At 67.1% G+C, this 5,718-nt stretch carries 7 protein-coding genes; 3 read left to right on the top strand and 4 right to left on the bottom strand.

Annotated features, from left to right (window positions below):
- From DBR23_RS24890 to DBR23_RS24880, 3 genes are all read left to right on the top strand, one after another.
- Window positions 1-379 (top strand): chromate transporter (locus DBR23_RS24890; RefSeq protein WP_146191441.1); only part of this gene is annotated, 379 nt, incomplete at its 5' end.
- A complete protein-coding gene (locus DBR23_RS24885) occupies window positions 376-990 on the top strand; it encodes a chromate transporter (RefSeq protein WP_199227797.1) in 615 nt (204 codons plus the stop codon). The genes DBR23_RS24890 and DBR23_RS24885, both read left to right, overlap by 4 nt.
- A 77-nt stretch (window positions 991-1,067) precedes the next feature.
- A complete protein-coding gene (locus DBR23_RS24880; RefSeq protein ID WP_108499910.1) occupies window positions 1,068-2,024 on the top strand; it encodes an aldo/keto reductase in 957 nt (318 codons plus the stop codon).
- A 90-nt stretch (window positions 2,025-2,114) separates the two neighbouring features.
- Here the strand turns inward: DBR23_RS24880 and DBR23_RS24875 are convergent, their stop codons facing one another.
- From DBR23_RS24875 to DBR23_RS24860, 4 genes are all read right to left on the bottom strand, one after another.
- Window positions 2,115-3,281: an ABC transporter substrate-binding protein gene (locus DBR23_RS24875; RefSeq protein WP_056063128.1), complete on the bottom strand. Its 1,167-nt coding sequence runs from the start codon at window positions 3,279-3,281 to the stop codon at window positions 2,115-2,117.
- Window positions 3,282-3,467: 186 nt separating this feature from the next.
- The gene (locus DBR23_RS24870; RefSeq protein ID WP_108499909.1) at window positions 3,468-4,193 is read right to left on the bottom strand and encodes an NAD-dependent deacylase; all 726 of its coding nucleotides are present in this window, start codon (window positions 4,191-4,193) and stop codon (window positions 3,468-3,470) included.
- A 34-nt stretch (window positions 4,194-4,227) separates the two neighbouring features.
- A complete protein-coding gene (rlmB, locus tag DBR23_RS24865; protein ID WP_056063133.1) occupies window positions 4,228-4,974 on the bottom strand; it encodes a 23S rRNA (guanosine(2251)-2'-O)-methyltransferase RlmB in 747 nt (248 codons plus the stop codon).
- A 116-nt stretch (window positions 4,975-5,090) separates the two neighbouring features.
- The gene (locus tag DBR23_RS24860) at window positions 5,091-5,717 is read right to left on the bottom strand and encodes an ABC transporter ATP-binding protein (RefSeq protein WP_233250731.1); all 627 of its coding nucleotides are present in this window, start codon (window positions 5,715-5,717) and stop codon (window positions 5,091-5,093) included.
- Window position 5,718: the final 1 nt, after the last annotated feature.

Below are 5,718 nucleotides of genomic sequence, written 5' to 3'. Positions count from 1 at the left end.
CAACGTGGTCAACCTCAGCATCATGATCGGGGACCGCTACTTTGGCCTGCGCGGCGCGTTTGCAGCGCTGGCGGGCATGCTGACGTTTCCGCTGATGCTGGTGCTGGCGCTGGCGGTGGTGTATGCGCAGTTCTCTGCCCAACCGGCCGTGGCAGGCGCGTTGCGTGGCATGGGGGCCGTGGCGGCAGGCCTGATTGCCGGGGTGGGTATCAAGCTGTTTGTCTCCATCCGCAACCATCCGCTCGGCCGCCCCCTGTGCCTGGCCATCACGGCGCTGACCATCGTGGCCATGGCCTGGCTGCGCTGGCCGCTGTTCTGGATCCTGCCGGTCATCGGCGGGGCCGCCTGCCTGCTGACCTGGAGAAAGCTCGCACCATGAGCAGCACAGCCCCCCTCACCGCTCCCCTGATGGCCCTGAGCATCGGCGACTGGTTCAACCTGTTCCTGTATTACCTGTCGCTGTCGCTGCTGGCTGTGGGTGGCGCTATTGCCACTGCGCCCGACATGCACCGCTTTCTGGTCGAGCGCCAGGCGTGGCTGACCGACCCGCAGTTCAACGCCTCCATCGCCATCGCCCAGGCCGCCCCGGGCCCCAATGTGCTATTCATCGCCCTGCTGGGCTGGAACGTGGGCATCAACGCAGGCGGCCCCGGTGTGGCTGGCTGGCTGCTGGGCGCGCTGGGCATGGCGGTGTGCATGCTGGGCGTGATGCTGCCCAGCAGCCTGCTGACCTGGACGGCCACGCGCTGGGGCCACCGCAACCGTGAGCGGCGCGGCGTGCGCGCTTTCAAGCAAGGCATGGCCCCGGTGGTGATCGGCCTGCTGGTGGCTACGTCCTGGGTGCTGGCGCGCGCCCATGGCGAATGGACCACCGACTGGCCCCTGTGGCTGCTGACCGCCACAGCCACGGTGCTGGTCTGGCGCACCAAGCTGCACCTGCTGTGGATGCTAGGCGCCGGTGCGCTGCTGGGTGCACTGGGGCTGGCCTGAGGCTTTGGGTGGCCGGGGTGCGCTGCGCAACCCCGGCAACTGGCACGATTTCTATCTCATTTTTGAAAGGCACATCCATGCAACTCCGTTCCGTCGGCCGCTCGGGCCTGCAGGTCTCGCCCTTGTGTTTTGGCGGCAATGTGTTTGGCTGGACGGCCGATGAAGCCACCTCCTTCGCACTGCTCGACGCCTGGGTGGACGCAGGCTTCAACTTCATCGACACCGCCGATGTGTACTCGCGCTGGGCGCCAGGGCACACAGGGGGTGAATCCGAATCGGTGATCGGCCGCTGGCTCAAGCGCAGTGGCAAGCGCCATCGCATCGTGCTGGCCACCAAGGTGGGCAAGGACATGGGGGATGGCAAGGTGGGCCTGCGCCCCGCCTACATCCGCCAGGCGGTGGAGGCATCGCTGCAGCGCCTGCAGACCGACCACATCGACCTGTACCAGTCACACGACGACGACACCACCGTGCCGCTGGCCGACACACTGGGCGCGTATGCCGACCTCATCCGCGCCGGCAAGGTGCGTGCCATTGGCGCCTCCAACTACAGCGCCGCCCGCCTGCAGGAGGCCCTGCAGACCAGCGAACGCCTGGGCCTGCCCCGCTACGAAAGCCTGCAGCCGCTGTTCAACCTGTACGACCGCGCCGTGTTTGAAGACGCGCTGCAGCCGCTGTGTGTGCAGCAGCAGGTCGGCGTGATCAACTTCTACGCGCTGGCCGCCGGGTTCCTCACCGGCAAATACCGCACGGTAGCCGACGCCGCCAAGAGCGCACGCGGCGCCAACACCACGGCCAAGTACCTCAACGACCGGGGGCTGCGCATTCTGGCGGCGCTGGACGCCATCGCGCACCGCTACAACGCCACGCCCGGCCAAGTGGCCGTGGCCTGGCAGATGGTGCAACCGGGCATCACCGCACCCATTGCCAGCGCCACGTCGGTGGCCCAGCTGCATGAGCTGGTCAAGGCTGCCCAATTGCAACTGGACCGTGATGCGCTGGCCCAGCTGGACGCTGCCAGCGCCCAAGGCTGAACCCAACAAAAAAGAACCCGCGCGTGCGCGGGCCCTAGGCGTATGGCTTGACGGGTTACGGGGTGAATGGAATGACGCCCCCTCAGCCCATCAGCTGATCCGGCGACCGTTCTCCGCGTAGATCGCCAGGTAGATGGCGTCCGAGCCGATGTAGGGCGCCTTGTTGCCAAAGCCCACGTTGAAGTCGCCAAACGACAGGGACCGGATGGCCATCAGCCCGGCGCGCAGGCGTTCGCGCGTGGGCTCCTTGCCCGCGTTCTTCAGGCCTTCGATCATGATCTGGGCGTTGAGCCAGCCTTCCAGCGCGCTGCCGCTGTTCAAGAACGCAGGATCACCCCCCGTGGCCTTCATGGTGCTCTGGAACTTGCGCACCACCACCGATTTTTGCGAGTTCGCATCCGGGAACACCTGCACCAGCGCCAGCCCGCGCGTGGACGCGGCCAGCTTAGGCAACTCCGACGAGATCACCGTGACAGACAGGCCGGCCAGCGGCACGCCCTGCGCCTTGGCACGGAAAGCCTGCACAAACGCGGTGTTGGCCGTGCCCGTGGTGGCCAGCAGCACGGCACCGGGGCGCTCTGCCGCCACCTTGTCTGCCAGCTCGGCGCCATTTTTGCCGTCCACGGCCAGCGCAAACTCGCCGCCGCGCTCGACCTTGATCTCATCCAGCGCCGCGGACATGTCCTTGAGCACCTCTTTGCCAAACGGGTTGTCCAGGTACACCACGGCAATGCGCTTGAGGCCCATGTCCACGATCTGCTTGACCAGGCGCTGTGTCTCCTCGCGGTAGCTGGGGCGCAAGAAGAACACGTGCTTGTTGGCCGCCGCACGCAGCGACGTGGCACCGGTCACCGGGCCCACCGTAGGAATGCCCTTGGACTCGATCAGCGGCAGGATGGACGCCGTATTGGCCGTGCCCAGCGGCGAGATGAGCGCGAACACCGACTGCGCATCGACCATGTCGGTCACGTTCTTGAGCGTGCGCGCCGCCACGTAGCCGTCGTCCTTGACCTCCATGCGGATCTCGCGGCCCAACACGCCGCCGGCGGCATTCACCTCGGCAAACGCGGCCTTCATGCCCGCCACCTGCTCGATGCCTGCCTGGCCGAGCGGGCCCGTCAGGGCAATGGAACAGCCCAGGGTGATGGAGCGCGCAGTCAACGCCTCCTCGGCCGCCATCGCGGTGTGGGCCCATGCGGGCAGGCCAGTGGCGGCAACGGCCTGGGTGGCACGCAAAAGAAAGTGGCGACGGCTCATGGTGTGCAGGACAGATAAAACAAAGGTGGGGCAGGCTACCGGCCAGAGCGCCTCCCCGCCTGTCAGCTGTGCGACAAAGGGTGGCAGGAGTACGTCAAATCAGGGTTTCTACCGGGATTCGACAGCGTGTGAGCCCCTGCAGCACCGCGCAACCCGGGGCTGAGCGCCTGCGCCACGCACACCCGCTCAATCGCCCAGCAACTGCGGCAGCACCGTCGCCGCCGTGCCGCGCAGCACCGCGTGCGCTGCATCGTCCAACGCACTGGGCGCGGGGTTGAGCACCACCACCCTGGCACCGGCGGCCCGAGCCTGGTGGGCCAGACCCGCTGCGGGGTACACCGCACCGGCCGTGCCCACCACCAGCATCAGGTCGCACTGGTTGGCCGCCTGTTCGGCGGCCTCCAACGTCGCCAGCGGCAAAGGCTCGCCAAACCACACCACGCCCGGGCGCAGCATGTTGCCGCAGCGGTCGCAGTACGGCGGGTGGCCGGCCACTGCGTGGTCGATGAAGCAGCAGTTGCGCGGGGTGTCGAGCCAGCGGTCCTGAAAAATGTCGCCGTGCAGGCACAGCACGCCGGTGCTGCCCGCGCGCTGGTGCAGCCCGTCCACGTTCTGGGTGATGAGGGTGATGCAGTCGGGGTGGCGGCGCTGAAAGTCGGCCAGCGCCAGATGCCCTGCGTTGGGCGACACACCGGTCAGCAGGTCGCGCCGGTACTGGTACCAGTCCCACACCCGCTGCGGGTGGGCGCGAAAGCCTGCCTCGGTCGCCATGTCTTCGGGGCGAAACTGCGCCCAGTAGCCCGTCTGCACATCGCGGAAGGTCGGCACGCCAGATTCGGCGCTGACCCCTGCGCCTGTCAGCACGGCGATGCGCTGGCTTTGCCGGACCCAGGCTTTCACGGTGTCCAGCATGGTGCCTTCCCCGGTGGAGCCAGCGGGCCGAGGATCAAGTCCTCTGGCGCAGCGCCTCGTACAGGCACACGCCGCTGGCCACGGATACGTTCAGGCTCTCGACCGCGCCCTTCATGGGGATGCTGACCAGCTCGTCGCAGGTCTTGCGCGTGAGCTGGCGCATGCCGTCGCCTTCGGCGCCCAGCACCAGGGCCACGGGGCCTTTCAGGTCCACCTGATAAATGGTCTTGGGCGCATCGTCGCTGGTGCCGATGCACCAGATGTTGCGCTCCTTGAGTTCGTTCAGGGTGCGCGAAAGGTTGGTGACCATGAAATACGGCATGGTCTCGGCCGCACCGCTGGCCACCTTGGCCACGGTGGCGTTGATGCCCACGGCGTGGTCCTTGGGGGCGATGACGGCATGGGCACCCGCGCCGTCGGCCACGCGCAGGCAGGCGCCCAGGTTGTGCGGGTCGGTCACGCCGTCCAGTACCAGCAGCAGGGGCTGCTCGATGCCTGCGGCTTCGAGGTTTTCCAGCAGCTCATCGAGCGAGGTGACCTGCGCCACGGGCTCCACGCGCGCGGCCACACCCTGGTGGCCATGGCTGCCCGCCAGCTTGGCAATGCGCACGCTGTCGGCTTCGATGAGGCGGGCACCGGCCTCGCGGGCACGGTCGAGAAACTGGCGCATGCGCGCATCGCGGCGCGTGGCTTCGTAGTAAATCTCGATGATGGATTGCGGCGCGGTCTTCAGACGCACGCCCACGGCGTGAAAGCCGAAGAGAACTTTGGGGCTGGACATGGGGAGATTATCCGCTGGGCGCAGCCCACTCCCTCAGACCACTATCAAATTCATAGCTGCTTGCGCATGTTTCACTAGCGCCTGCAGCCCAAAACACTCAAAAACCCGCCTACCACTCACACCACGCGCCCTGCATCGATCGTGATGCGCCGCTCGCACTGCGCGGCGATCGCGCGGTCGTGGGTCACCAGCACCAGCGTTGTGCCCAACTCGCGGTTGAGCTCGAACATGAGCTTCATGATGGTTTCGCCGGTCGCAAAGTCCAGGCTGCCCGTGGGCTCGTCGGCCAGCAGCACGGCAGGCTGCACCACAAACGCCCGGGCCAGGGCCACGCGCTGCTGCTCGCCGCCCGACAGCACCTTGGGGTAGTGCGACAGGCGCTGCCCCAGCCCCACACGCGCCAGCATCTCGGTGGCGGCCTTGCGTGCATCGCGGCGGTCGGCCAGCTCCAGCGGCAGCATGACGTTCTCCAGCGCTGTGAGGTTGCCCATGAGCTGGAAGCTCTGGAACACAAAACCCACCTTCTGGGCCCGCAATGCAGCCCGCGCATCTTCATCGATGGCAAACAGGTCGTGGCCGTCCAGCCGCACCGTTCCGCGCGTTGGGGTATCGAGCCCCGCGATGATGGACAGCAGAGTGCTCTTGCCCGAGCCAGAGGCGCCGACGATGGCGGCCGTTTCCCTGGCAGCTAGGCGGAAATCGATATCCCGCAGAATGTCGAGGGTTCCGGTGGAATCCGTCACC

Origin of the sequence: Acidovorax sp. HMWF018, assembly GCF_003061035.1 — a bacterium.
Lineage (GTDB): Bacteria > Pseudomonadota > Gammaproteobacteria > Burkholderiales > Burkholderiaceae_C > Acidovorax > Acidovorax delafieldii.
This window is presented reverse-complemented; position numbering and strand designations above follow the sequence as displayed.

Bases quoted from the DNA above. Each gene is read 5' to 3' on its own strand.
- DBR23_RS24885 (WP_199227797.1), top strand. From the start codon at position 376: ATGAGCAGCACAGCCCCCCTCACCGCTCCCCTGATGGCCCTGAGCATC.
- DBR23_RS24880 (WP_108499910.1), top strand. From the start codon at position 1,068: ATGCAACTCCGTTCCGTCGGCCGCTCGGGCCTGCAGGTCTCGCCCTTG.
- DBR23_RS24875 (WP_056063128.1), bottom strand. From the start codon at position 3,281: ATGAGCCGTCGCCACTTTCTTTTGCGTGCCACCCAGGCCGTTGCCGCC.
- DBR23_RS24870 (WP_108499909.1), bottom strand. From the start codon at position 4,193: ATGCTGGACACCGTGAAAGCCTGGGTCCGGCAAAGCCAGCGCATCGCC.
- rlmB (WP_056063133.1), bottom strand. From the start codon at position 4,974: ATGTCCAGCCCCAAAGTTCTCTTCGGCTTTCACGCCGTGGGCGTGCGT.